At 65.4% G+C, this 25010-nt stretch carries 16 protein-coding genes; 6 read left to right on the top strand and 10 right to left on the bottom strand.

What is annotated here, in order from left to right; translation table 11 throughout:
• Positions 1–60 precede the first annotated feature (60 nt).
• Positions 61–444 carry a DoxX family protein gene (locus HMJ39_RS17845; RefSeq protein ID WP_161385068.1) on the bottom strand — a complete coding sequence of 128 codons (384 nt, stop codon included), beginning with the start codon at positions 442–444 and terminating at the stop codon, positions 61–63.
• Between the two features lie 252 nt (positions 445–696).
• Between HMJ39_RS17845 and HMJ39_RS17840 the strand changes: the two genes are divergently transcribed.
• The gene (locus HMJ39_RS17840; RefSeq protein ID WP_194298348.1) at positions 697–1332 is read left to right on the top strand and encodes a TetR/AcrR family transcriptional regulator; all 636 of its coding nucleotides are present in this window, start codon (positions 697–699) and stop codon (positions 1330–1332) included.
• Positions 1329–1760, top strand: coding sequence for a PaaI family thioesterase (locus HMJ39_RS17835; protein WP_194298347.1), 432 nt, complete (start codon positions 1329–1331; stop codon positions 1758–1760). Before HMJ39_RS17840 ends, HMJ39_RS17835 begins: the two co-directional genes overlap by 4 nt.
• A 319-nt stretch (positions 1761–2079) precedes the next feature.
• On the opposite strand, the gene HMJ39_RS17830 is transcribed toward HMJ39_RS17835, so the two are convergent.
• The 4 genes from HMJ39_RS17830 to HMJ39_RS17815 form a co-directional block, all read right to left on the bottom strand.
• Positions 2080–2598 (bottom strand): hypothetical protein, encoded by a 519-nt coding sequence (locus tag HMJ39_RS17830; protein ID WP_194298346.1) that lies wholly within the window; start codon positions 2596–2598, stop codon positions 2080–2082.
• A gap of 471 nt (positions 2599–3069) precedes the next feature.
• Positions 3070–6219, bottom strand: coding sequence for a transglutaminase-like domain-containing protein (locus HMJ39_RS17825; protein ID WP_194298345.1), 3150 nt, complete (start codon positions 6217–6219; stop codon positions 3070–3072).
• A gap of 23 nt (positions 6220–6242) precedes the next feature.
• On the bottom strand, positions 6243–12473 hold the full coding sequence (locus HMJ39_RS17820) for a carboxypeptidase regulatory-like domain-containing protein (RefSeq protein ID WP_194298344.1): 6231 nt from the start codon (positions 12471–12473) through the stop codon (positions 6243–6245).
• Positions 12474–12641: 168 nt separating this feature from the next.
• Complete coding sequence (locus HMJ39_RS17815) at positions 12642–13487, bottom strand: PaaX family transcriptional regulator C-terminal domain-containing protein (protein ID WP_194298343.1); 846 nt, start codon at positions 13485–13487, stop codon at positions 12642–12644.
• A gap of 84 nt (positions 13488–13571) precedes the next feature.
• Between HMJ39_RS17815 and HMJ39_RS17810 the strand changes: the two genes are divergently transcribed.
• The 4 genes from HMJ39_RS17810 (at position 13572) to HMJ39_RS17795 (ending at position 18327) form a co-directional block, all read left to right on the top strand.
• A complete protein-coding gene (locus HMJ39_RS17810) occupies positions 13572–14351 on the top strand; it encodes a crotonase/enoyl-CoA hydratase family protein (protein WP_194298342.1) in 780 nt (259 codons plus the stop codon).
• 28 nt (positions 14352–14379) lie between these two features.
• Positions 14380–15909 (top strand): AMP-binding protein, encoded by a 1530-nt coding sequence (locus HMJ39_RS17805; protein WP_194298341.1) that lies wholly within the window; start codon positions 14380–14382, stop codon positions 15907–15909.
• A 103-nt stretch (positions 15910–16012) separates the two neighbouring features.
• Positions 16013–17620, top strand: a complete 1608-nt coding sequence (locus tag HMJ39_RS17800; protein WP_194298340.1) for a c-type cytochrome — start codon at positions 16013–16015, stop codon at positions 17618–17620.
• Positions 17621–17637: 17 nt separating this feature from the next.
• A complete protein-coding gene (locus tag HMJ39_RS17795; protein WP_194298339.1) occupies positions 17638–18327 on the top strand; it encodes a haloacid dehalogenase type II in 690 nt (229 codons plus the stop codon).
• Between the two features lie 22 nt (positions 18328–18349).
• On the opposite strand, the gene HMJ39_RS17790 is transcribed toward HMJ39_RS17795, so the two are convergent.
• The 5 genes from HMJ39_RS17790 to HMJ39_RS17770 all read right to left on the bottom strand — a co-directional run bounded on the left by HMJ39_RS17790 (position 18350) and on the right by HMJ39_RS17770 (position 25010).
• Entirely contained in the window at positions 18350–20659 is a 2310-nt protein-coding gene (locus tag HMJ39_RS17790; RefSeq protein ID WP_323370934.1) for an ATP-dependent DNA helicase, read from the bottom strand.
• On the bottom strand, positions 20656–22335 hold the full coding sequence (locus tag HMJ39_RS17785; RefSeq protein ID WP_194298338.1) for a VRR-NUC domain-containing protein: 1680 nt from the start codon (positions 22333–22335) through the stop codon (positions 20656–20658). Before HMJ39_RS17785 ends, HMJ39_RS17790 begins: the two co-directional genes overlap by 4 nt.
• A gap of 75 nt (positions 22336–22410) precedes the next feature.
• Positions 22411–22737, bottom strand: a complete 327-nt coding sequence (locus HMJ39_RS17780) for a thioredoxin family protein (RefSeq protein WP_194298337.1) — start codon at positions 22735–22737, stop codon at positions 22411–22413.
• 65 nt (positions 22738–22802) lie between these two features.
• Positions 22803–23444 (bottom strand): DUF2238 domain-containing protein, encoded by a 642-nt coding sequence (locus HMJ39_RS17775; protein ID WP_194298336.1) that lies wholly within the window; start codon positions 23442–23444, stop codon positions 22803–22805.
• Between the two features lie 135 nt (positions 23445–23579).
• Positions 23580–25010, bottom strand: coding sequence for an aldehyde dehydrogenase family protein (locus tag HMJ39_RS17770; protein WP_194298335.1), 1431 nt, complete (start codon positions 25008–25010; stop codon positions 23580–23582).

Raw genomic sequence — 25010 nt, 5'->3', positions numbered from 1 at the left:
AATCGCGGCCGAAGCGGCGGGCACACCGCCCGGGCCGCTCCCACGAACCGCCCGCTATCGCTAGTTCTTCATCGCGTAGCGGCCGCTGCCCAGGAAGCACAGCGCCACGGCGGAGAACAGGAACATCCCCTGCAGCTCGATGGCCCAGCCGCCCATACCACCCAGCGCGAAGAGCTCGCCGGTGTGCGCCAGAGCGATGGCCACCAGCATGTTCCCCACGATCAGCGCCGCGCCGATGCGCGTGTGATAGCCGATGATCACCATGATCGGCGCGATCACCTCGCCAATGAACACCCCGTAGGCCAGAAAGCCGGGCAAGCCCACGCCTTCCACCATCCCGGAAATACCGCTCACCCCATGCTGCAGCTTATGAATGCCGTGCAGCAGAATCATGATCCCCAGCGCCAGGCGCAGCACCAATTTGCCAATATCGGCGTTTTGCATCGTTGTTCCTCCCACGGATTCCGGACCCGGCCAAAGCCGCCAAACGCGGTCTATTGAACGACGTCCCCCCACAAAAGAAAAGCGCGCCCGTAACGCTTGCGGGTTTTATGCACGATTGGCACGGACGTCGGTTTTCACCGGGCGCATGTCCGGATTCACCGTTTCCTTGCATCGGCCATGCGCCAGCTATTTACATGATGGACATCATCAATATATAAATGACGACCATCATCAAAAAGCCAGGAGACGGGCATGCGCGTCAGCAAGGCACAGGCCGCCGCCAACCGGGAACGCATCGTCGAGGAAGCCGCCCGGCTGTTCCGCGAACGGGGCTTCGACGGCATCGGCGTGGCCGCCCTGATGAAACAGGCCGGCCTCACCCACGGCGGCTTCTACGGCCACTTCGACTCCAAGGAACAGCTGATGGCGGAAGCCTGCGACCACGCCATCAACACCGCCGGCCAGGGCTGGCGCGACGCCCGCGCTCCCGACGGCACCCTCGCCATGGACACCGTCGCCGGCCGCTACCTGTCCCGCGCCCACCGGGACCATCCCGGCGCCGGCTGCGTGGTGGCCGCCCTCGCCAACGACGCCCCACGTCAAAGCGCGCCGGTACGCGCCGCCATGACCGGCAGCGTGCGGCGCCTTGTCGCCCTGGTGGAAAGCGCCCTGCCCGGCGGCCGGGCGGCGCGCAAACGGCGTCAGGCCCTGGCCGCCACCGCCGCCATGGTCGGCGGGCTGATCCTGGCCCGCGCCGTGGACAACGACGCCCTTTCCAACGAATTCCTCCAGGCGGTGGCCGCCGAACTCCCCGGCGCCCAGCACCCGGACACCAGCCACACGGCTAAGCACTCATCCCATTCCACCGAACCCAAGGAACCCCAATGAGCAACCTCGCCGAAATGACCGGCCTGCAAGCCCTGCAATACGCCCTGGACAACGACGACCGCCCCGGCATCGGCCGCACCATGGACTTCACCCTGGTCGAACTGGAAGAAGGCCGGGTGGTGTTCGAAGGCACCCCCACGGAAAAGGTCTACAACCCCATTGGCACCGTCCACGGCGGCTACGCCGCCACCCTGCTGGACTCCGCCTGCGGCTGCGCCGTGCACTCCACCCTCGCCGCCGGCCAGGGCTACAGCACCGCCGAACTGAAAGTCGCCTATCACAAGGCCATGACCAAAAACACCGGCCCGGTCCGCGCCGAAGGCAAGATCCTCTCCCGAGGCCGCCGGCTGGCCTTCACCGAAGCCCGCCTCACCGGCGCCGACGGCACCCTCTACGCCAGCGCCACCTCCACGCTGATTCTGCTCTAGCCCGCCACTCCCCTTCCCCCCGGTGGTCCACCCCCGGCGCCGGCGACGCTCTCCCCGCCCGGCGCCTTCGGATCACCGGGCTTTTTCATCCGCAGCGGCAAGCTCGCCCCCTTATCATCGCCACTGCGATATCTACCCTCTATCAAGGCCGGCTGTCTAATAGGACAACCCGCGCCAGTACAACAACCCGCATAGCACCACGAAAACGATAACCACTACCGACCAAGCCATCCGTCCCTGGCCCTTCTTATAGCGATCCGGCATGGCAATGAGCCAGATCCCGAGAAACAAGGAAAGCGCGGCCATATAGTAATAACCCTTAATCAACCCACCCGAGGCAAGAGCCCAGGCCAAGGCGATCAACATTATTCTTAGAAAAAACTCTTTCCTGATCATCTACTCTACCTTTTACAAGACCATTGCGCAGAGAAAAATGACGCCGCCACACTACCAGCAAAAAAAGAAGCCCACACAGCCATTTTTCCGCCGCCGACCCGCTTATGCCTTGCAGATCCAGAGCAAGCGCGCGGAATTCACCGGCGATCGGCTTGTTCTCGGAGGTATCCCATCCGCGACCCGGTTGCCAATAGCCCATTTCAGAGGCGAGGCCCGAGCCCATGGCCGGTTCTTGTTCCGGGTTCGCAACGGTTTCCGATCCGATTGAGAATCGTGCTTTCAGATTGATGAGATGACCGGGCAGGATGTCCGGAAGCTCGCCCGGGTCCAGCTTACCGTCCTCGTCGGCGTCGGCGTCGGGAAGATAGCTGACCAGGGTGTCTTCATCCTCCTGGGTCACCGGGGAGAAGGAGAGTGACAGGCTTTTCCCCGCTAGGGCCACGGTGGGTTCTTCACTGAAACTGCTCGTCAGGAGGGGACTGCCAGATAATAACCATCACTGTATACCTATACTATCCATGAGTAAAAAAAACCACAAAAGGAAAGACCTATAACCCCTAACAAAAAGAATCCCCAATAGGCTCTTTTATCCTGATAAACATAACTGAACCTGGGAAAAATCGGACAAACGTGAGCAGATCCGAATCCCAAAACGATCTCAGCTGACTTTCGATCTCTATACGATCGGCCACCCATGAGAAACAAAACCGACGACAGATATTCTTCGCCTGACCATCTGTAACTATATTTAGCTGCCGGACGATAATATATTTTTCCTTGTATTTTGTATTTTTTCACATCCATATCACCAAGCGCCACATCAACCTTGGGCCACTTTCTTGCCCAAGACAAAAAAACAAACAAGCCCCACGACACCGAGGAAACAAAAAACACAAAGACAATTATTAACCAATCAAGCATAAAACGCCCACTTTCTTCTATTCCCCGTTATTTTAGAAAAATATCTTTCGTTGAATCTGGAAAGTAGTGCGGTAAGAAAACCGGCAAGCAAAGCCCCGGCAATAGCAGCAAAGACAGGCCCTGCAAACGCAAATGCCGAGGCCGTCAGAATCGCTGTCGCCGCGTAAGCAAATACGGCTGTAGATATACGGCCAAGCTTACTTGCCCAACCCAAATCTGAACTCGTCAGAGTGACCAAAGCATCCGAAAAGAGTGCAATAGCTCCAAGAACGGATACGTATCTCGCGTTTTTTACCAACTTCCTAAGTCGATCAGAAAACACTGGGGGTTCGGCTCTATTTCCTCCTTCAGTCAGACCTCCCAGAAAACCCAACAAACTTGCCAGGGCCGTCTGCAAAAAACCGCCGCTTTCCCCACTGGATATCATGTATGCACCAGAACCAGTTTCAGGATCGATGACAATATAACCAGCCATTTTTCGACCCTGGATATTAATCATACTCTCATGGGCAGTCACCTCCTTTCCGGCCATAACAGAATTTCTTATATTTTTTCTAACGGAGCCACTTAGTTTAATTTCGGACAATGCCACATCAACATTTTGAGAATTTATTTGCCATATCCTCTGCCCTTCTTTCGCAGCCACATGCATCGCTTTAACGGCACTAAAGGCCTCCACATTATCGTTCAAACCATACATCTCTTCCGGAACCAAGTGCTCCATGGCCGACATCCTCATACCTAAAATCTTATTATACCCAACCCAGTCTTCATGGTTATTATTTTTATCAACTCTGATACTTCGCATATTATCTACATCCATGGCCAAACCAACAACGCTCACATTGCGAGGGGCTCCAAACCAGTACTCGGCCTCAAGGGCACTGGCAAAAACCCCATAACTGGGGGCCCGATAACCCACGCTTTTAGATGCTCGCTCAGAAACAGAGTCCTGGACATCATTTAAAAAGAAGTAGTTATTTATTGTTCCATAGAGAGCATCACCAACCAAATCTCTTTTATTCAACCCCAAATAATCCTCTCTTTTTATTTTATCATTTACATGATAAACATCTGATTTGTTTTTATTTACTGCCCCTAAGCTAACACCCTGGAGATCCAGTGCTATAGATCTATACTCTCCAGAAACTGGCCGATTCTCTGTAGTTTCCCACCCATACATAGGACTCCAGTACCCCATTTCGGAATGCAACCCTTGGCCTAGAGGTATGGCTTTCTCTGAAGAAGCACCAATTTCATCATCAACGGAGAATTCCGCCGATAAGCGAATCAAATACCCCGGCAAACTATGTGACGAACTGGTCTCGGCATCTTCGCTGCTATAATCTGGAAGATAACTATCTATCGCTGCCTCATCTTCTTTATTAGACGGAAAGAACGACAATGCCAGTTTCCTACCTGCCAATTTTGCCGTAGCCTCATTTATGACCAAGATCGCAGTACCTTTTAACCCATAGGAGACATCGTAAAGCTCATAGCTGAATCTCCACCTCAATTTTTCAGGAATCTCATTCGTAAAAAGCTCTCGCGTCACCAATTCATATGGCAAGGCACCAGAAAATTGTTTACTAATGATTTTTTTTATATCGTGCCCACCAATAGTTTCCTTAATTGATGCATTTTGATTTTCTAGATGTTTTTCCAGGCGCCCTCTATAACCCTCTACAACATTCTCAATAGTCATTTGGGGCACACCCTGCACCCAACCTTCCTCTTCGTTGATGGTGCTTTCCTGTTCGATGGTGCGGGCCAGGCCTTCGGCGTCGAAGGGGACCTGGTCCTGTAGGTCCATACCTTCGCTGTATTGGTACTGCTTGAAGCTGGCATCCATGGGTACCCAGGTATCACCGGTGCGGTGATCGGCGCCGCGGCTGGGGTGGAAGTCGATCCAGGCTTCCACCCAGATGTGTTCCAGTTCGAAGTGGCTGATCTGGCCTCCCCGGGTCAGGCCGGTGTTGGGGATGCCGCCCTGCCCCATCAGGTTGCCGGCGGCGCTGGGCACGTTGACGCCGCCAACCCAGTTCATGACCTGGTCGGCGGGCATGCGCACGGTGCCCATGGCGTAGCGGGCCGGGATGTCCGAGGCTCGCAACAGGGCGATGAGCAGGCTGGCGGTGTCGAAGGCATTGCCCTTGCCCAGTTCCAGGGTGTACTCGGCGCCTTGAATGGAGCCGTAACTGGGGATGAACTCGATGTTGTTGCGCACCCATTGGTAGATACGGACCGGGTCGTGGTCGAGTTCGGCGGCTTTGGCCTGGATGGCAGGCGTTTGCGGCGCATCCAGGGTAGCGGCCAGGGCCTCGTCCGTGGGGGCGCCCGGCGCCACGCTCAGGGCGGCGTTGTTATTCAGGCTGGCGAGTTCGAGCCCTTGCTCAAAACGGGGCAAACCGGTGCGCTGACTAAGGGCCTCGGCGGACCGGGCCGGGGTCGGCGTCCTGTCCGGGTCCGGGGTGCGCCAGGGCAGTTTGTTCGGGTCGAAGGGGTCGCGGGGCTTGTCGAGGGTGAAGCGATCCATGAAGTCAACCAGCGCCGCCATGGCCTCTTCCTGCTCGCCGAGTGAATCGGAATCGAGGGCCTGATTCAACGTTTCGCGCATGGTGGCGTAAGCCCGTTGGTATTCTTCGCGGGCACGGTCATTGCGGTCGAGAATTCGTCGCGGCAGCTCCTTCTTCCTCAAATGCGCCTCGGTTTCATCGAAGGAGGCCAGGGCTTGCTCGTGCAGGTTGGCCGCCCGCTGTGAGAGCCATTGCAGACGGGGCAACGCCTCGGCGGGCGCCTGTTCGATGCCAAGCAGCGAACGGGCCTTGCCCAGGAAGCCCTGATTTCGTTCGGCGAGCGTGTCCGCCATCATCGAGCGCCCGTCCCTGGCTTCCTGGCGGATGCCAAGGAGCACCTGATCCAGGGACTGATGGCGTGCTTCCCAGCGAGCTTGCGCCTGGGCTTCTTTCTGGCGTTCCACTTCCACGGCCACCGCCCAGGAGGGCCAGATCACCGCGTTAAGCAGCATCATCACCGCGACCAGAGCGGTGGTTCGACAGAGCCGCCGAGCGTAGCGCATCCGCTCCATGGCTGGCGCCGCGTGGCTTTCGGAAGTGTTGCGATCCATCATCGTGGTGGTCATTTGTCGTCCTTGCATGATTCCCCCTAGTTCCCTTCCTTGTTGAGAGCCCAGATCACCCAGTCCAGGCGACGTCGCAATTCATCGGCATCCCGGTGCCGGGATGCCTGCAACGACGTGGTGGCTTTAAGCGCCAGTTTGATCGCATCCCCGGTTCGGCCATGCTCCCGGGCGTGGCCGGCTTGATGCAGGCTCAGCGCCGCGTGTTTCAGAGCCAGGTCCCAGGGTGCTTGCCAGAGCGCCTGACGAACCGAGGATTCAATCGCTGGCAGGGTCTCGGGGGCGTCCGCGCGCAGTTCGATGCGCAGGGCCTCTTCAAAGCTCTTGGCGGCACCGCTTGGCGCGCTCGCTTGCAACGTTGCGGAAAGGTCGCTCACGCCCTGCCGATAATCCGGGCGTACCCAGGCACGCAGGGAGCGCGTTTCTCTCTCCGCCAGCTCGAATTGCCAGACCGGTTGGCCATTGCCGGTTCGCGGCAGCGTCGCCAGTACCTCGCCGCCGTCTTCCAGCGTCAGGCGCGCTTCCACGGCCACCGCCGGCCCGGTGTTCTCCACCGTCAGGGTGACCGGCACCACGGCGCCGGGGCGCGCGATGGTCAGGTCGGTTTCGGTGAAGGCGAGCATGCCGTGGAGCAACTCGGCATAGCGCTGCGTGGAGGGCTCGGCGGTGCCTTCCGCAGCCAGGTCGAAGCCGGCGAACACGGTCCGGCCCTGGCCGTAATCCCGATACGTCACCGCCGGATGCTCGACGGGGTACAACGGGCAGTGACGGCCACGGCCATGGCCGCCGCCCAGGCGCAGGTTCTGGTAATGACCGGCCACGCGGCTGTTCTCGCGATGCACCAGCGCCAGCTCACGGTTGAGAGCAAACGGCAGGAAACCGGCATCGCCCAGCGGCGAGCGCTCCATCAACACGCCGTCGGCGTAAGCGCCCTGGCGCGGCTCATGGTGGTGCCAGCCGAAGCCGGGCCGTTCACGGTGAGGTTGGATACCCAAGACTTCATGCAGCGGGCCTGCCTCGGGCAGATTGCCGGCGGCGTAAACCAGCCCTTCGCCACGATTCACCGCCTCCCGGAGTTGTTTGGCGGTCCAGTGCTCCACCGGTATACGGTCCGCCAACAGCAGGTATTGTTGATAATCGCCGGAGCGTACCGCCGCGCCGAAGGCCTCCAGGGAGTCCACCAGGGTGTAATCCCGCTCGGCCAGGGTTTCATCAAGCCATTGGCGTTGCGTGGCGATCGCGGGCACTTCCGGCGCACCGCCGTCCCGGCGCACTTTTTCCACCAGCTCCACCTCGGTGACCTTGAAATCACCCAGCACGTCACCCGGTCGCGGAGGCTCACCGCATTCAAAGTGAACTTCACCACTATCCAGGTCTTTGTGCAGGAACAGGAAGGCCGGATAGAACGCTTTAAGGGAATAGTCACCGTCGACCAGGCCCTCGCCTTGCAGCCGTACCGTCAACCGCTCCCGGTCAAGATCCATCAAGGTAAGATCCACATCGCGGCCATCACCATGATTCACCGGACCATCGAAGAAACGGGGCGTGGCGGACTCCATATCCTCTATCCGGAAATGCCGCCCGAGCACCTTGGCGTGAACCAGTGCGAAGGGCGACAAGGTCTCCGGGAACACGGCTTCGAGAGTCAGGGTCCTGACCGCCATGCAGGTGGACACTTCTTTATCCGCCAATACCAGCAGGCGGGGGCCACCACTCAGGCCGAGGCTGGTCTCCAGGGACACGGGCGGTTCGGTAATCTGGAAGGTGGCGTTGCCGAGATCCCGGCTTTCGCCGTCGTCGGCGACCTGAAGCACGCAGGCGTGGCGGGTAAGATTGAACCCGGCGGTGCTGAAGGTGTCCGTGAAGGTCCGTTCCTCACCGGGTGCCAGGGTCACCGTGGCGGCTTCGTCCGCGAGCTCAAGCTGGTTATCCAGATCGACACGGGCTCGCCGCACGCCGATGTCTTCCAGGACCTGTTCGCCGCTGTTACGCAGCCGGTAGTGGCAGCTCTGGGCATCGCCCAGGAAGACCGACTCCGCTGCGACGGAGACGCCGCCCTGCAAGGCACGGAGCGGATCGGCGGCGACCGAGAAGCCGGCCTGGTCCCGGGCGAGCACCTGGTCGTTGCTGGCGAACAGGGTACCGGTTACCGCGTAGTCACCGACCGGAAGGTCAGCCAGAGCAAGCCGGTCCGGCAGGGTCAGCACCTGGCCAATGGCCAGACCACCCAACGCGGTCTCCTCGCTCAGCACCACCTGCCCTTCAGGGCCGGCCACCACAAGGCGATAACGGGGGGCCGGGATCGGTGTGCCGAGGCTGGTGTTGCTCAGCGAACTCTCGATCATCACGGTGTCACCGAGGCGGTATTCGGGCCGGTCCGCGCCAACCCGGACCGACGCCACCGGAGCGGACGGGTCCTCCTCCTCGGTGATCCGGAAAGCGGCCTGGTCACTGTCCAGCAGACGGCCGGAGGCGTTATAGAGATCGGCCACGGCCCGATAATCACCGGTCAGCGTGACACCGGTATCCCATTCCTCGGTGCGTTGGTACTGCTGGCCAGCGGCCAGTTCGTCGACGGCGTGCTCGCCAAGGTCCGCCACCAAAACCCCATTGGTATCCTCGATACGCAGCGTTACCCGATAGTCGCCGGCCACAGCGCCGGTATTGCCGACCAGAGCATCAATCCCTAGCAATTCCATGGGCGATGGCGCGCTGGACGACAGCCCCAGGGACACTTCACCCCGCTGCACGGAGACCGGGATGCTCACACCGTTGTTGCCGGTGTTGCACTCCGACACGTTGCCGGCGATTTCAGCAGCGGCGCGCACGGTGCCATTGTTCAGGGCCGCCACCGGCACATCGTCCAAGCTGACGGTGCGGAAAGCGCCGGCGTCGATGCCTTCCTGCAACGTGACCTCTCCGATTGCCTCGCCGGTGTTGGCGTCACCGTTGAAGAAGGTGACGGTAATGTCCTCGGTGATCGCCGCAGAGCCGGCGTTGCCGACCACCACTTCCACGCTGACCGGTTCGCCGGTTCCGTGATCCACCAGTTTCAGGCCGCCCACGGTAAGATCGGGAATACGGGTTTCCTTAGCGATCTTGCCGGCGATGCCCTCGATGTATTCCTCGTAGCTGTCGACCATAAGCACGAAGCCGCGGTCGCCGCCCACCGGTTCCGGGAAGACGATGGCGTTGAGCAGGTTTTCGTTGGCGCCACTGCCCACGCCGATGGCATTGAGCACATCCACGCCGCCGTCACGGGCGCGATTGGCGGCGGCCACCGCGGAGGATTGGCTGGACTGCCCGTCGGTGGACACGTCGATCACTCGCAGTGCCGCCGGCGGCGTGGTCTGGGTGATGGTGTTGGCGGCGCCATCGATGCACTGATGGATGGAAGTGCCGCCACCCATTTTCGGCACCGCCCGGATGGCGTCCGCCAGATCGGCCACGTTGTCTTCCTCGACCAGCGTCGGGTTGATTTCCAGACGATCCGAGTTACTGAACTGCAGCAGGGAAAGCCGCACCGAACCGTCACGTGGCACGATATCCGGGTTCTCGATGGCCCGGGCCGTGCCTTCCAACTGCAATTGGAACTCGGAACGGCTGACGCTGCCGGACGCGTCCAGACACAAGGCCAGATCCAGATACGGCTTCTGGTTGTTGACGCATTCCCCGGCGGTGCTTTCCAGATTGTTGGTCTCGGACAGTTCGGAGATCGCTTCATCGGCGTCGAGCATCACCGTGATCGGTGCATCGCGGAACGGAAGAGGCCCGTCCACGGCAATGGAGATCAACCGGGTGGTATCCACATCGAGCGTCCCGTCGACGACCTGTTCTCCGAGCGCTACATCCGTGTCCGGGTCGAACGCGCCATCCCGATCCCGGTCACTGAAGGCCAGCACGCGGAAACTCTGATCCAGCGCCGTGTTACCGCGGTTGATGACCACCACGTCCAGATCGCCACTGGCCGCGAAGGTATCCGGGTCGGAAGAAAGATCGCCGGTGGCGATGCTTTGTATCGCCAGATCCGGCAGCAAGGCATCGATACCCGGCGGTCGCATACGCAACTCGCCCATTTCCAGCACACCGCCGGAGGCGATCAGGAAGGGAACCGTGAGGTCCTGGTAATCGGTCAGCGACAACACCAGGACATAGTCGTCCAGCCGCAATCCCGGCACTTCGAACCGCCCCTCCGGACCACTCAGGGCCTCCGCCACCACCGTGGACGAGGAGGCTTGCGGTTTAACCTGGGCCAGCACGCCTTCCAGTGGCTCGCCGGTACGCACATCCACCACCCGGCCGGCGACACTGTTCACCGCCTCGTCCAGGGGCGTAAGTTCCACCTCGCCCACATCGCTGATGAAGCCGCCTTCCACCCGCGCCGTCGCGCTGACCGATGCATGGCCCGGGGCACTGATGATCAAACCGACGTCCCCCGCGCTCAGCGTATCGATGAGGAAGTGACCGTCGGCGTCGGTGACCTGGCTCTCGGAGCCGCCTTCGTACTCCACCCGGATTTCAGCGCCTTCGATACCGCGCCCGGTGATGCCGTCCACGACCATGCCACGGAAGCCGCCGGGCAGGGAAACCGGGGGCTCGCCCACGGGGACAAGCCGTGGCGAGAATGACAAGGTATCGCCGTCGTCGGCTTGCGCCTGACCAGACACGGAAGCATAGCCATCGGCGTTGACGGTGAGCGCCACCTCCCCGGCGGGCAAGCGGGTCAGGCGATAATCGCCTTGCGCGTCCGTGCTCACGGATTTCGTGGTATCGCCGACCCGGGCGCTAACCAGCGCGCCGGCCACCGCGTCACCGGAGGCCTGCGCCGTGACCCGGCCCTCCACGTTCACACCCTGCGTCACGGCGACACGCAAGGCCGGCGAGAACACCAGGGTCTGCCCCGCCTGAATCTCGGCGCTGCCCACGGCGGTCCGATAACCCGGCGCGGAGGCGGTCACCGTGACCGGACCGGCGGCGATGTCACCGATCACGTAGCGGCCGTCGGGGCCCGTGGTCACCGAGCGACCTGAGCCCCCCAATGTCAGGGTGGCGCCGGCCAGGGCGGCGCCGTCTTCGCTGGCGGTCACCCGCCCGCGCAGAAGCCCGGTGGATACCGGTTCGCCGGTGTCGGGATCGGTTTGCCGTACGTCCAGAGCCAGACTGCCCAGATCCCGCTTGTCGCCGGTTTGCACCACGGTGTTGAGCACCAGGGTGCCGTAGCCGGCCTTGCCCGCCTCGATCCGATACTGGCCGGTGGGCAGGTTCTCGAACAGAAAGGCGCCATCGGCGCCGGTCCGGGCTTCCCGGGTATCACTGCCGGACAGACTTACCCGGCCATCCGCCAGGGGCTGGCCGGTTTGCGCGTCCACCAGCCTGCCGGTGAGCCGGGTGAGATCCCGCGGAGGAAGCGATCCCAGCGCCAATACCCGAAGAGCCAGCGCCGTCACGTACACGCCACCGTCGAAGTCCCCGGCGGGATTCTGACCGTTGGCCAGAGCCTGCAATGCCGGTTCATAGGGGGAACGATCCACGGCCCGGGACAAAAGCGCGATCAAGGCCAGCGCCGATTGTTCGGTATCCGCCCATAGAACGCCGTCGCGCTCACCGAGCAAAAACGACTGGGCCGCGTCGAGCGCGGCGGCCACCTGGTACTGGTTGCGGTATAGCCAGAGCGCATGCATGGCCAGGGCGGTGGTCTGCACCTGGGCATTGTCACCGTCCAGTGCCCAGCCGCCGCTGTCGAGCTGGCTGTCGAGAAGGTATTGAAGCGAATACGCCGCGGGCTCCTGGGTCACGCCCAGCCGGTGCAAGGCCCGCAAGGCGAAGGCGGTACTGACCGCGTCGGCATCGTGGCCGGGAAACGCGCCAAAACCGGAATAGGCACGTTGCCTGGCCATGAGCGCCTGCCGATCGGCATTGAAATCCAGCCCCAGAGCGTGCGAAGCGATCAGGCGCCGGGCAAGATTCTCGGCGCTTTGGTCCGGCGCGGCGGCGGCCAGATAGGCGGCGACGCCGGAGAGGTCGCCGGGCTCCGCGTCCGGCTGAATCCGAAAGGTTTCCACGCTCTCCGTGGTGGCCTGGAACGCGGTGGCCAGGGTGGCCTCAGTGTTCAGCGACCCATCCTGCTGAATCTGGCCGAGCAGCCATTGCCGCCCCTCGGCGGGACCGGCCTGCCCGTTCAGCGGCAGGATGAACAAAAAACAAAAACAGACGACAAGACGAAACCAGCCTCCATGGCTGGCCAGCGGCGTTTCCATGCCTTTCCCCCAGATTGTCCTGGCCCCCCGTCCCCCAGTGGACAGAAAGCAAACATTTGCACCTGGGAGGTTAGCAACGGAACGGCGCCGCGCTTGTAAGAAATCTCTTAAGGCCGCTGTAGGAAAAAAGCGCGACTTAACGGTTTTTGGGCGAAAACGTGAACCTCGTCAAACCGCGTCAAGCAACCCCATCCAGATCGCCTTGGCGTCGCGCTGGTAAGCGCCCATGCGCTCGATCAGGCGGTGGCGCGGGGTCTGGTCCATGAGCTCATCGGGCAGCAGCGGGTCGTGGAGGATGCAGCGGATCGCGGCACGGCCAAGCAGCAGGCTGTCGCGGGCGGCCTTTTCCGCCGCTTGCCGGGCCAGCTTGCGGTGGCTGGCCGCCAGGCGCTTTTCCATGTCGCGGTACTGGCGGCTTAGGGCGGCGGTGTCCCAAAGGCGGCGGGCGGCCTGTTCGTCGTCGTCGCTGAAGTCGGCGGCGCGGAACACGCGGGCGCCGTCGGCGAGGCCGAGCCGCCGCAGGTCCCGGCGCAGGCCGTCGATGCCGCCGGTGAGGTTATCCGGGCGCAGGCACAGGCCGGTGTCGTCGAGGTGGCGCAGGCCGCGCAGGGTCAGGGCCCGTTGGTGCCGGCGCCAGGCGGTTTTCTCGCCGCGCGGCACGGCGTTGTCGAGCACCGCCGCCCAGCCACCCTGCCAGGGCACCGCCTGCTGTTCCCGGCGCAGCCAGTTGGCCACTTCCGCGAACAGGCCGCTGCCGCCGGTGTCGAGCCGGTAGAGGCCCCGTTCCGGGCTGTCCACCTTGCCCTGGCGCTGCAGGCGGTTGAGGGCCACGCGCACGTTCTGGGGGCGGACGCCGCAGATTTCCGCGGCCTGGCACAGGGCGGCCACGGTGAGCTGGTGGGCATCATGGGTGGAAAGCAGGTCCAGCACCAGATCGCCGGCGGCGAGCGGCGGGGTGTCGGCGGGTTGTGGGCCGCCGGGCTTTTTATAACTTAATTTGTCTGATCTGGACATTCCGTGAAATATATCCTAATTTGTCATCATTGGACAAAAAATGTAACAAAGCGGATCCGAGGATCCGCCGTCGAGGAGTCCGCCGTGTCCGCTTCCCCCATTCTTACCCGCGCCGACGGCCCGGTGCGCACGATCATCATCAACCGTCCGGACAAACGCAATGCGGTGGACCGTCCCACCGCCACCGCGCTGCGCGCCGCCTTCGAGGCCTTCGAAGCCGATGAAGAAGCGCGGGTGGCGGTGCTGGCCGGCGCCGGCGGCACCTTCTGCGCCGGCGCCGACCTGGCGGCCCTGGGCGATCCGGAGCGCCGCAACGAGGTGGAGCCCCAGGGTACCGGTCCCGGGCCCATGGGGCCCAGCCGGATGATGCTGAGCAAGCCGGTGATCGCGGCGGTGTCCGGCCACGCGGTGGCCGGCGGCCTGGAGCTGTCGCTGTTGTGCGATCTGCGCGTGGTGGAGCGCTCGGCGGTGTTCGGCGTGTTTTGCCGGCGCTGGGGGGTGCCGCTGATCGACGGCGGCACGGTGCGCCTGCCGCGCATCGTCGGCCAGGGCCGCGCCCTGGACATGATTCTTACCGGCCGCCCGGTGGGCGCCGAGGAAGCCCTGCGAATGGGCCTGGCCAACCGGGTGGTGGACGACGGCACCGCTGTTGAAGCCGCCGAGGCCCTGGCCCGCCAGATCGCCGGCTTCCCGCAACAGTGCATGAAGGCGGACCGGGCCTCCGCCTACGGCCAGTGGGACCACGATCTGGCGGAGGCGCTGCGCCGGGAAGGCGCCGGCGGCTACCCGATCGTCTTCGAGGAAGCCATCGCCGGCGCGGACCGCTTCGCCAAGGGCGCCGGCCGCCACGGTGAATTCGAATGAACAAGAACGACAACGGGAGAGAGACGCAATGACCACCACCTATCTGGATCTGATTCATCGCGGCGCCGGCTACAACCCGGAGCGCACCGCCATCGTGTTCGGCGACCAGAGCCTGACCTTTGGCGAGACCCAGGCGCTAAGCAATCAACTGGCCCACGCCCTGATCGAACGGGGCGTGCAACGGGGCGACCGGGTCGCCCTGCTGCTCAACAACGGCCTGTACAGCGTGCCGGTGGATTTCGCCTGCGTGAAGGCGGGCATCAACCGGGTACCGCTGAACGCCCGTCTGTCCCTGGAGGAGCACGCCCGCATGCTGGAGGAAACCGGCGCCGGGGTGCTGCTGTACGGCGCCGACCTGGCGGAACGGGCGGCGGCCTTGCGCGAGGCGCGCCCGGGGCTGGTGTGCCACGGCATCGGCGCCGACGCCGTGGGCGACGATCTGCTGGCCGCCGCCGCGGACTGCAGCGCGGCGGCGCCGGACGTGGCGGTGCAACCGGACGACGTGATCCTGACCCTGTTCACCTCCGGCACCACCGGCACCCTGAAGGCGGCGCAACACACCCAGGCCTCCTACGCCGGCATCTGCCGCAACGTGCTGCTGAATCTGGTCAACGTACAGCGCGACGATGCCATGCTGCACGCCGCCTCCCTGATCCACGCTTCCGGCGTGTTCGTGCTGCCATTCTGGCTGCGCGGCGCGCGCACCGTGATCATGCCCGGCTTCGACCCGGACGCTTTCCTGGACCTGATCGAGAAGGAACGCATCACCGCGGTGAACATGGTGCCCACCATGCTGCAGATGTTGCTCGGCCATCCCCGCTTCGTGACCACGGACGTGAGCCATCTGCGCCAGGTGATCTACGGCGCCTCGCCCATGCCAAGACCGGTGATCGAGCAGGCCATGCAACTGTGGGGCCGGGAGAAATTCTGGCAGTACTACGGCCAGACCGAGTGCCCGCTGACCATCGCGGTGCTGCGCCCCGAGGACCACCAGGACGAGCTGCTGGGCGCCTGCGGCCGGCCGTCCCTGGACGTGGAGATCCGGCTGGTGGACGAGGCCGGCCAGGACGTGCCCGCCGGCGAGCCCGGCGAGATCGCGGTGCGCGCGCCGTCGATGATGGCCGGCTACCACAATGCCCCGGCGCTGAACCAGGAGATGTTCATGGAGGGCGGCTGGCTACGCACCCGGGACGTGGCGGCGTTCGACGAGCGTGGCTACCTGCATCTCAAGGACCGCACCTCGGACATGATCATCACCGGCGGCTACAACGTGTACCCCCGGGAAGTGGAGGACGTGCTGGTGGCCCACCCGGCGGTGGCGGAGTGCGCGGTGATCGGCGTCCAGGACGCCAAATGGGTGGAGGCGGTGACCGCCGTGGTGGCACTGAAGCCGGACCAGAACGTGGACGAGGACACCCTGATCGCCTTCGTGACGGAACAGGTGGCGTCCTACAAGAAACCGCGCCGGGTAATCTTCACCGACGCCATCCCCAAGACCGCCGTGGGCAAGCTCAACCGCAAGGCTCTGCGGGATCAATATGCGGGGACGGGTAAATAACCAAATAGAATAAGCATATAAACAATATTTACCTTCACGGCTCCTTGACGCAAAATCGTCCGCAGGCAACTCCCCTTCCACCACCGCGTCAGGGAGCCACCCAATGAAAACAACAACCCGATTCCCGTCGACCTTCCGGGCCCTGCTGGCCGTCGCCGCGCTGGCCGGCCCGCCGTGTACCGCCACCGCCGCCGTCTCCGGCGAAACCCTGGCCAACCAGGGCGCCCCCGGGGTGGCCCCCTGTGCCAGTTGCCACGGGCCGGACGGCCACGGCAACGCCGCCGGCTTCCCGTCCCTGGCCGGTTTGCCGGCGGGCTACCTGGCCAAGCAGATGCACGATCTGGCGGACGGCCAGCGCCGGAATCCGATTATGATGCCCATCGCCAAGGGCCTGTCGGACGCGCGGATCCAGGCCGTGGCGGCCTACTATGCCGGCCTGCCTCCCCGCGACGGCGGCGCCGCCTCCGGCGACCACCGGTCCGCCGGCCGGGAGCTGGCGGTGAACGGGCGTTGGGCGGACCAATTGCCCGCCTGCGTGGCCTGCCACGGCGCCGGCGCGCGCGGCGTGGCGCCGCATTTCCCCGGCCTCGCCGGGCAGCACGCCGGCTACCTGGAAAGCCAGCTCCAGGCGTGGAAGAACGGCACCCGGGACAACGATGCCGACGGCCTGATGAAACGGGTCGCGGAACAGCTCAGTGACGAGGAAATCAAGGCGGTGTCCGCGTGGCTGGCCGCCCTGCCCGCCCGGGGCCAGGTGCCGGACACCACCCGGCCGGACCCGGCGCCGGCCCGGGCGGACGCCGTCCAGGGCCACTTCCAGCCACCGCTGCTGGCCGACCTGCCGGACGGCCCGGACGGCGAGGTCATCCGCCGGGGCGCCGCCATCTTCAGCGCCACCCCCACCCATGCGGACTCCGCGCCCTTCGTGGGCAACGGCCAGGCCTGCGTGAACTGCCACCTGAACAGCGGCCGCCAGGCGGATTCCGCCCCCATGTGGGCGGCCTGGGGCCTGTACCCCAAGTACCGGAGCAAGAACGACCGCATCAACACCATGGCGGACCGCATCGTCGGCTGCTTCACCTATTCCGAGAACGCCCAGGGCTCGGCCAAGGGCGTTGCACCGGCGCCGGACAGCGATCTGGTCACCGCCCTGCAGGCCTACATGCACTGGCAGGCCAGCGGCGCGCCCAGCGGCCGCACCCTGGACGGCCAGGGTTACCCGGCCCTGGCCGCGCCGTCGCAGGCGCCGTCGCCGGAGCGGGGCGCCGCCCTGTTCGCCGCGCACTGCGCGCTGTGCCACGGCGACGACGGCCAGGGCACCGCCCGCCCCGGCACCGACCGGCCCACCAAGGACTATGAGTTTCCGCCGCTGTGGGGACCCCACGCCTACAACTGGGGCGCCGGCATGCACCGGGTCAACACCGGCGCGGATTTCATCAAGGCCAACATGCCCCTGGGCCGCCCGGGCAGCCTCACCGACCAGCAGGCCTGGGACCTGTCCGCCTACATCAACAGCCACCCGCGCCCCCAGGACCCGCGCTTCGACGGCGACCTGGAGGCCACCATCAAGGCGTTCCACGGCAACCGGGATCGCGACTACTACGGCAAGACGGTGAACGGCTACAAGCTGGGCGCGCCGGGGACCCTGGAGCAATGGGAGAAGGACCACGACGGCGGCGCCCGCCCTCGTGCTAACGTGGACGCTCAATAAGCCAGGAAGTGACGGCAATGAGCATTCAGGTGATGGCCTTCGATGTGTTCGGGACGGTGGTCGACTGGTTCGGTTCCATCGAACGGGAAGCGCGGGCCCTGAACCTGCCGGTGCCCTCCGATGAGTTCACCCTCGCCTGGCGGGCCGGCTATAAGCCGGCCATGGCCAGGGTGGTATCCGGGGAAGCGCCCTGGGCGCTGATCGATGACATCCACTTCTCGATCCTTGAGGAGATACTGGAGCGATTCGGCATCGACAATCTCGATGAAAGCCAGAAGCGGCATCTGAATCTGGCCTGGCACCGGCTCGATCCCTGGCCGGACGGTTCGCCGGCCTTGCACCGGCTGAAGCGGCGCTTTACCACCTGCACCCTGTCCAACGGCAACCTGAGTCTTCTCGAGGATCTGGCCACCCATGGGGATCTGCCCTGGAGCCGTATCCTGTCCGCCGAGACCTTCGGCACCTTTAAACCGGACCCCAGGATGTACCTGGGCGTGGCGGAAACCTTTCAGGTGAGCCCGGAGCAGGTACTGATGGTCGCCACCCACCAGGATGATCTGGAGGCCGCCCGGGCCGCCGGCCTGCGCACCGCCTATGTGAAACGGCCACTGGAATACGGACCGAAAGGCCCGGCCAAGCAGTTTTCCGAGGACCACGATTTCCTGTTCGAGGATTTGCTGGACATGGCGGCGCGGTTCGGCTGCTAACCGGCGCGGCTGTTAACCGGTCCTACCCCAACCGCCACCAGCCGGGCAGCAGGGCGCGTACCTGAGAGCGGCCGAAGCGGTCATCGATCAGGTGCACCACGCCCTGGTCGTCGTCGGTGCGGATCACCCGGCCGGCGGCCTGCACCACCTTGCGCAGCCCCGGGTACAGATAGGTGTAGTCGTAGCCGTCGCCGAACAGGGCCGCCAGCCGTTCCTTGAACTGTTCGTTCACCGGGTTCACCTGGGGCAGGCCCAGGGTGGCCACGAAGGCGCCGATCAGGCGCCGGCCCGGCAGGTCGATGCCTTCCGCGAAGGCGCCGCCCAGCACCGCGAAACCGATGCCCTCGCCGCCGTCCTGGAAACGGTCCAGAAAGTCCTGGCGGGCGTTTTCGTCCATGCGCCGCTCCTGGGCCCAGACCGGCACGTCCGGCCATTGCTGGCGGAACACCGCCAGCACCCGCTCCAGATAGTCGTAGCTGCTGAAAAACGCCAGGTAATTGCCGGGCCGCTGCCGGTATTGCCCGCCCATCAGCTCGGCGATGGGCGCCAGGGACGCCGGGCGGTCCCGGTAGCGGGTGGAGATGCGCCAGGCGATACGCACCTCAAGCTGCTCGGCACGGAACGGGGTGGGCACGTCCACCCAGGCGGTGTCCGCCGGCAGGCCGAGCAGATCGGCGTAATAACGGGCCGGGCTCAGCGTGGCGGAGAACAGCACGGCGGCGCGGGCGGTCTCGAAGCGCGGCGCCAGCAGCGCCGCCGGCACCACGTTGCGCAGGCACAGGCGGGAGCCGGGCCGCCCCCGGGCGGGGGCCAGCCGTTCGCTGTCGAACAGGAAGGCGTCGCCGTCGTAAAGCTCCGCCACCCGGTTGAAATGCAGGGCGTCGAAATAGAAACGGGTGAGTTCGCCGTCCAGGGGTTCCGGGTGTTCGGCCATGTGGTCGTTGATGGCGGCCAGCATCTGCTGCAAGGCGAACAGAAACGCCTGGGGCGGATCGTCGTGGACCCGGTAGTCCCGGTCCGGCTGGGCGGCGTCGATGTCCTTGTTGAGGGCGTTCCACTGGCGGTTGAGGCGGTCGAAGGCGCCCTTGAGATCCTTGGGCACGGCGCGCTTCACGCGGCGGAAAGCGATCTGATCCAGCTCGGCGCTGTACATGCCCCGGGCCCGGTCCACCAGGTTGTGGGCCTCGTCCGCCAGCACCGCCACCCGCCACTGGTTCTCCGTGGCCAGGCCGTGCAGCAGCGCGGACAGGTCGAAGAAATAGTTGTAGTCGCCCACCACCAGGTCGCTCCAGCGCGCCATTTCCTGGCTCAGGTAGTAGGGGCAGACTTGGTGCTCCAGGGCCAGCTCGCGCAGCCGCGCCCGGTCCAGCATCGCCTCGCCAGCGGCGGCGGCGCGGGCCGCCGGCAGGCGGTCGTAGAAGCCCGCCGCCAGCGGGCAGGACTCGCCATGGCAGGCCCGGTCCGGGTGCTCGCAGCTTTTTTCCCGGGCGATCAGTTCCAGGGTACGCAGGGGCGGGTCGCCGGGCGCCGGCGCCACCGGGTCCGGGGTCAGGGTGCGCACCGCGTCCAGGGCCAGGCGCCGGCCCGGGGTCTTGGCGCTGAGGAAGAACAGCTTGTCCAGGCCCTGGCCGGGGGCCGCCTTGAGCAGCGGAAACAGCGTACCCAGGGTCTTGCCGATGCCGGTGGGCGCCTGGGCCAGCAGGGCGCGGCCGGTGCAGGCGGTCTGGTAGACCGATTCCGCCAGCACCCGCTGGCCGGGGCGAAAATCCTGGTGGGGGAACACCAGGCGGGCCAGGTGCTCGTCCCGGTGGCGGCGGTGGGCCAGTTCCCGGTACGCCCATTGCAGGAAGCGCTCGCACTGGTCCTGGAAAAACGCCTCCAGATCGGCGGCGGCGTGGGTTTCCCGTAGCGGCGTTTCCTTCTGCTTGACCACATCGAAATAGACCAGCGCCAGCTCCACGCTGTCCAGCTCCCGGGCCCGGCACAGCAAAGCGCCGTAGACCTTGAGCTGGGCCCAGTGCAGGGCCCGGTGGTTGCCGGGCTGGCGGGCCAGGTCGCCGCGGAAGGTCTTGATCTCCTCCAGCCGGTTGCGGCGCGGATCATAGCCATCGGCGCGGCCACGGACCCTGAGGTGGCGGTGCTCGCCGCTCAACGCCACTTCCGTTTCGTAGCCCTGGCCGCGCCGGCCAGTGACGGTGGCGTGGCCGGCGATGCCCTCCTGGGCGGTGGGCGACGGCGTGAAACGCAGGTCCAGGTCCCCGGCCTTGGCGGTGAACTCGCACAGGGCGCGCACCGCCACGGTGTAGGTGGTGGTCTCGAAGGCCGTGCTCACCCCGCCTCCCAGGCCACCTTGCAGACCACCGCCGGCATGCCTTGCTCGGCGAAGTACGCCAGCCAGCGGCGCTGGTTGTCCTGGAGCCGGTCGCCGGGGCCCTTCACCTCGATCATGCGGTATTCGCCCCGCGCCGGGAAAAACTGGATCAGGTCCGGCAGACCGGCCCGGTTGGCCTTGATGTCGCCCAGCAGCCGTTCGCCGTGGCGGGCCAGATGGGCGGCGGGAATGCAGTCCAGGGCCAGCTCCAGCAACGGCTCGGAGAGCGCGCCCCAGTGCACGAACGGCGACTGGGTCCCGTACTTGCGCCGGAAGGTATCGAGAATGCGCCGCCGGTGGCGGCCGCTGTCCAGGTCGGCGAAGGCGGCGGCGAAGCGCTCCCGGCGGCGGGCCAGGAAGTCCGGCCGGTGCAGGTCCGCCGGGCCGCTTTGGAACGGGTGGAAGAAGGCCCCGGGCAGGGGCGCGAACACCGCCTCCCAGCACAGCAGGCCGAACAGGCCGGTGAACAGGGTGTTTTCCACGTAGCACACCGGCGCGTCCTGGCGGTGGAAGTGCTCGGCCACCGCGCCCTCCACGGAGCCGGCGCGCATCAGGCGGGATACCGGCAGGGTCAGCGACCATTGCTCAGTGGCCGGCGGCGGCGTCGACACCGGGCGGGGCAGATCCAGCTTACGGTGCAGGCGCGGCAGCAAGCGGCCCAGTTGCTGGCGCTCCGCTTCGCTTTCCGGGGCGGCGGCGGCCTCGCTGGCCAGGGCCAGAGCGGCGCGGTACTCGCCGCGCCGCTCCAGCACCCGCAGGCGCCGGGCGCGGGCGTCCGGGTGGCGGCATTGGGCGTACAACGCCTCGGCCCGCTCCAGTTGGTCTTCCCGCTCCCACTGCCGGGCCAGCTTGTAGCGCAGCTTGTGGCGGCGCTCCTCCACCCAGGGGTTGCCGGTGTCGCCATCGGGCAGATCGGCGGCCACCGCCTCCACCGGTTCGCCGGCCTCGAACCGCTCCCGGCAGGCGTGCACCGCCAGCCAGGCGTCCAGGTCGGCACGGTGGCGGTACGGCCGGGTGGTGGCGTCCAGGCGCACCCGCTCGTAGCGGAAGGTGCCCAGCTCGGCGAGCACGAACTCGCTCCAGCTCTGGTACAGATTGCCGAAGAACATCAGCCGCAGACGTTCGCACACCGGCATCACGGTGAGCCGCCAGGCCGGCGGAAGATGCCCCTCCGGGTCCCAGGCGGGCAACGGCCGGGGCGCGGGCGGGTGCTCGGCCAGGGTGGCCAGCCAGTCCGCCTTGCGGCCGTGCCGGTCCAGGCCGGCGGCGGCCAGCCGGGGCGCCAGGGCGCGGCCCAGCTCCGCCTTGGTGTAGAGGCGGAACAGGTCGTCCAGGCTCAGGTCGCCGTCCCGCCGGACCCAGCCCGCCGCTTCCAGCGACGCCAGCGCCGGCATCGCCGGGCCGATCTCCGGGTAGCGCAGTTTGTCGGCGCGGAACAGCTCGCCCTTGCGCATCACCATGCGCGTGAGCAGGGCCCGGGCCGCCACCGGCTGCGCCGCCACGCCGGCCACGAAGGCCCGTTCGGCGTCGTCCAGCAAATCCCCGTGACAGTGGCTCACCCAGCGCAGCACGGTCTCGAAGTTGCGCAGGTAATAGAGCGGGTCATCCAGGGTGGCGGGGGCGGCGATACTGTCCATTTGGCTAGTATAGGGATGGGATTTCGCGGATGCGAGTGTCGCCGGCGGCCGGGCGGCGTTCCGCTTCAGCCGTGATCAGGCGGTGATACGCGCCAGGGCCTCGTCGATTTCCGTTTGGTCACCGGGCCGCACCAGACGCGCCACCTCCTGACCGTCGCGCAGGAAGATCAGGGTGGGCCACAGCTTGACCCGGAACGAACGGCCCAGGGGCCGGCCCTTGCCGTCCTCCACCTTGAGGTGCTCCAGATCCGGGTGATCGGCCAGCGCCGCCTGGATCAACGGCTGGGCGGCACGGCAGTGGCCGCACCAGTTGGTGCCGAACTCCAGCACCCGGGGCCCGGGGGCGGCGTCCACGGCGGCGCGGTCCAGGGTTTCCGGCTGGTAGCGGGAGGAATAGGCCATGGGCGTTGCTCCGGCGGTGGTTGAGGGTGGGCCAGCATACACCCGCCGGCCCGGCGCCGTTCAAGTCAGCCGTTTCCGGTGACCGCGCGACGGACGCGGGCCGCCCTCAGCGGGGCGGCCAGGGCCAGGGCGATGAGCGCGCCCAGCAGGGCCAGGGCCATGTCCTTCTGGGCGTCCCAGGGGTCGCCCTGGGTGCCCAGGAACAGATCGCTGCCGTCGCCGAGGACCACCGCCGCGCCCCACTCGATCAGTTCGTAGATCATCGATGAGGCGAGAATCAGCGCGAAGGCGAAAAAGCCGGCCCAGGCGCCACGCAGGCCGGCAACGCGACGGCACAGCTCGCGCAGCGGCAGCACCAGCAATACGCCGTACAGCAGATGCAGCAGGCGGTCGTACTGATTGCGTTGCCAGCCGAACAGCTCATCGATGCTGAAGCCCGCCAGCTGCCGGGCCCAGGCGTCGTAGGGCACCCGCGAGTAGGTGTAGTGAGCGCCGATTTCATGGAGAACCAGAAACAGGGTAATGAGCCCGTAGTTGCCGGCGGAGAAGCGGAACCAACGGCGCGTGGCCCACAGGGTCGCCAGGAACAGGGCCACCACGGCGTTTTCCATCAGCCAGGTTTCACGCTCCACCGGCGACACCGCCAGGGCCGCCATCACCACCAGCAGGATGGCGGTATACGCCATGAAGGTTTTGCGATCATCCATGTTTTTGCCGGCACCCGGTTCAATGTTTTTGGTGCCGGCAGCTTAACACCGGACGGGAAGACGCCGAAGCGCATCGCGACTGAAGTCGCTCCTACCGCATTCTTAAACCGTAGGAGCGACTTCAGTCGCGATAACTCAAGGCGCCACGTAGGCGGTTTTCACCGTGGTGAAGAACTCGGCGGCGTAGCGGCCCTGCTCCCGGGAGCCGTAACTGGAGCCTTTGCGGCCGCCGAAGGGCACGTGGTAATCGACGCCGGCGGTGGGCGTGTTGACCATCACCATGCCCGCTTCCACGCGCTGGCGGAAATCGCTGGCGTGCTTCAGGGAGGTGGTACAGATGCCGGCGGACAAACCGAACGGGCTGTCGTTGGCCAGGGTCAGGGCGTGCTCGTAATCGTCCGCCGGAATCACGCAGGCCACCGGGCCGAAGATCTCTTCCCGGGCGATGCGCATGGCCGGGTCGGTGTCGGCGAACAGCGCCGGCGCCATGTAGAAACCGTCGCGGTCCCGTTGCAGACGCTCGCCGCCGCACACCAGGCGGGCGCCTTCCTGGCGGCCGATGTCCACGTAGGCCAGGTCCTGCTCCAGCTGGTTGCCGTCCACCACCGGGCCGATGTCGGTGCCTTCGGCAAGGGCGTCGTCCACCTTGAGCCCGGCGAGACGCTCTTGCACGCCGGCCACGAAACGATCGTGGATGCCCTTGCCGACGATGAACCGGGACGAGGCGGTGCAACGCTGGCCGGTGGAGAAATAGGCGCCCTGCACCGCCACTTCCACGGCACGGTCCAGGTCGGCGTCGTCGAGTACCACCAGCGGGTTCTTGCCGCCCATTTCCAGTTGCAGCTTGGCGAAACGGGCGCCGGCGGTGGCCATTACCCGGGCGCCGGTGTTCTCCGAGCCGGTAAAGGAAATGGCGTCCACGTCGGCGCTTTCCAGCAGGGTCTGGCCCACCACGCTGCCGCGCCCCATGGTCAGGTTGAACACCCCCTCGGGCAGGCCGCTGCGGCTGATGATTTCCGCCAGGGCCCAGCCGCAGCCGGGCACCAGGTCGGCGGGTTTGAACACCACGCAGTTGCCGTACGCCAGGGCCGGCGCGATTTTCCAGGCGGGAATCGCAATCGGGAAATTCCAGGGGGTGATGATGCCCACCACGCCCACCGGTTCCCGGGTAATGTGCACGTCCATGCCGGGCCGTACCGACGGCAGGGTTTCCCCGCCGGGGCGCAGTGCCTCGCCGGCGAAGAAACGGAAGATCTGCGCCGCCCGGTTCACCTCGGCGATGCCCTCGGGCAGGGTCTTGCCCTCTTCCCGGGACAGCAGCCGACCCAGTTCTTCCTTGCGGGCGGCCAGCTCCAGGCCGATGACGTCGAGCGCGTCGGCGCGCGCCTGGATGCCGGCGGCGCGCCAGGCCGGAAAGGCACGGCGGGCGGCGGCAATGGCGTCGGCGGTCTGGGCGGCGTCCGCCTGGGCGTATTCGCCGATCACGTCCGTGGTATCGGACGGGTTGATGTTGTCACGGGTGTCGGCGCCACGGGTCCAGGCGCCGCCGATGAAGTTGTTGCGCAT

Origin of the sequence: Alloalcanivorax profundimaris (assembly GCF_015265435.1) — a bacterium.
GTDB lineage: Bacteria > Pseudomonadota > Gammaproteobacteria > Pseudomonadales > Alcanivoracaceae > Alloalcanivorax > Alloalcanivorax profundimaris.
Note: the sequence above shows the minus strand (reverse complement) of the source record. Positions and strands in the feature narration are given on the sequence as shown.